Source organism: Pseudogracilibacillus sp. ICA-222130 (genome assembly GCF_037892545.1).
Taxonomy (GTDB): Bacteria; Bacillota; Bacilli; order Bacillales; family Amphibacillaceae; genus Pseudogracilibacillus.
Map to the genome: position 1 here is coordinate 1 of NZ_JBBKBG010000064.1, position 2,176 is coordinate 2,176.

At 37.1% G+C, this 2,176-nt stretch carries 2 protein-coding genes; both read right to left on the reverse strand.

Annotated elements, in window-relative coordinates:
* Nucleotides 1–48: 48 nt before the first annotated feature.
* The gene (gene istB / locus WKT09_RS13550) at nucleotides 49–771 is read right to left on the reverse strand and encodes an IS21-like element helper ATPase IstB (RefSeq protein WP_340416539.1); all 723 of its coding nucleotides are present in this window, start codon (nucleotides 769–771) and stop codon (nucleotides 49–51) included.
* A 1-nt stretch (nucleotide 772) separates the two neighbouring features.
* Nucleotides 773–2,176: IS21 family transposase (gene istA, locus WKT09_RS13555; RefSeq protein WP_340416540.1), on the reverse strand; the 1,404-nt coding region annotated here is incomplete at its 5' end.

Below are 2,176 nucleotides of genomic sequence, written 5' to 3' on the forward strand. Positions count from 1 at the left end.
AATGCAAAGAAAAGTTTAGAACTTTGCCAGCCCTTAATTTTGACGTAACTAACGATTTGATAAAGCATTTTTCACGCGGTAACTATCACCAGTAAAACTTAAAATATGAGCGTGATGAATAACTCGATCTACTAAAGCAGCGGTTAAACGAGGATCCACAAATATTTTATTCCATTGACTAAACTCTAAATTCGATGTAATTACAAGGCTTTTCTGTTCATACCAGTCAGAAATCAATTGAAACAGTAACTCTGCGCCATCCTTGCTAAATGGCACGTACCCCATTTCATCAAGAATAATCATGTCGACTTTGTTAAAGCGATTGCGTAAAGTCTGAAATCGACCTTCGGTCCATGACTTTTCCAAAAGCTCTATCAAATCAGCGACTCGGTAGAAACGGACCTCATGTCCATTTCTACAAGCTTTTCGCCCCAATGCGGTTGCTAAATGAGACTTTCCAGTTCCTGGTGCCCCTGATAGAATTACATTCTCTTTTCTATTGATGAAAGACAGAGATTCAAGACTTTCTCTATCAAAATTCTGTGGAAAGTGAATTTGATCGCCCCATTGATAATCTTTTAGTTCTTTTTCATTCATAAATTTTGCTTTTTTGATTAGACGTTCTCCCTTGGCGATTTCCCTTAGCTCTATTTCTTGTGTCAATAAATCCACTATATATTGTTCTGGGCTTTCGAAAGGAATTTTTTTATATAAATCGGCAATGTATGCTAAGCGAAGTAATTTACATTTTTCTTTAACCGCATCAGTCATGTTAGACCCCCTCCTTCACGATAGATTGACCGTTAGGTCGGAGTGAATCATAGATATTCCAATCAACATCGTAAGGGTGGTTCGCAGAAACACCATGACTCGGATTAGCTTTTGTTTCTGCTGGTAGCAACTCATAAAACCTTTCATCTATTTCTTGCATATCGTGATTGATAATTAAACTCAATAACCACTCTACGCGCTCTTTTCTTAATTTCATAGATTCAATGTTTAAGTAGTAAGAAATGCGACCTGGTAAATATGGAAAATATCTAGAATATTCAATTGAACGTGGCTTCTGTCTCCATCTGTTAAGTATAGAATGCCACGGAATTTCTCTTGCCAGATTCATATATGGTCTAGGACCTTTAGAAAGCATCTCACCGTTCTGGGTAACAACTTTGTAAGTGTCCCAATATAGGATTAGATGTAGCCTGCCGTACTGATAGCTTCTAGGCACATGGATTAATTCTCCGTCAATTCGCACCTCACCATATTTATTAGCGGTAACCATAGTTTTTTTAAACACTGGATATTCAGATTCTGGCAAAGCTAGCCCATATTTCTTTTCTTCTTCAAATAAATCTGCAATAACTATATCTTTCTTATAATGAGCCCGTTGTTGATCCTGTTGACACTGTTCAAATAATAAATCGCGTAAATGCGCTAAATCCTTAATTACAGGAGACGGAGTAAAAAAGTTATAACGAACATATCCGACCTTGTTTTCTACGTGACCTTTTTCGTTTCCTTTTCTTGCATTACAAGCCTGTGCTTCAAACCCATAATGGTTAGCAAAGCGTAGAAACTCCTCATTAAAAACTGTTTCTTGACCCCGTCCTCTTGCTTTTACTACTGCTGCTGAAAGATTATCCAAGCGAAGCTTTCGTGGAACAAACCCAGCTTGATTAAAGAGTATTTTAAGACCGTCTAAAAAACACTCCTGATTTTCAGCAGGTAAGGGAACTGAATAGCCTGCATTACTGTAAGGGAAACTCATAACCAAAGCATGAATATCTTTTGCCTTTCCATCTTCGATGGCTTCTGTCATACCGAAATCTATTTGAGCTTCAGCGGGTGGATGAGTAAGTCTTTCATACTCTTCTTTCAACTCATCCGAATCCTCCAACATTTTCTCTTTCCATTCATCCTTGATGAAGTTACACAAGGTTCGATAAGAACCGGTAAATCCTATATTTTGCAACCCTTTGAAGATGTTTTTGTTGTTCCTTCTCAATTTCTTTTTTAATGCATAATCTTCAACCAACCAATCAATTACAATTTCTCCCCACTTTTCTTCATACATCATTCCTTTTTTCTCAACTATCTTTTCTTCAGGTAATTGATCTCCGTCAGCATACTTTTTAACAGTTACCCAACTAAAACCAGTACGTTTGGAAATTTCATT

Coding starts and splice junctions, on each gene's coding strand:
- istB (WP_340416539.1), bottom strand. CDS start 771: ATGACTGATGCGGTTAAAGAAAAATGTAAATTACTTCGCTTAGCATAC.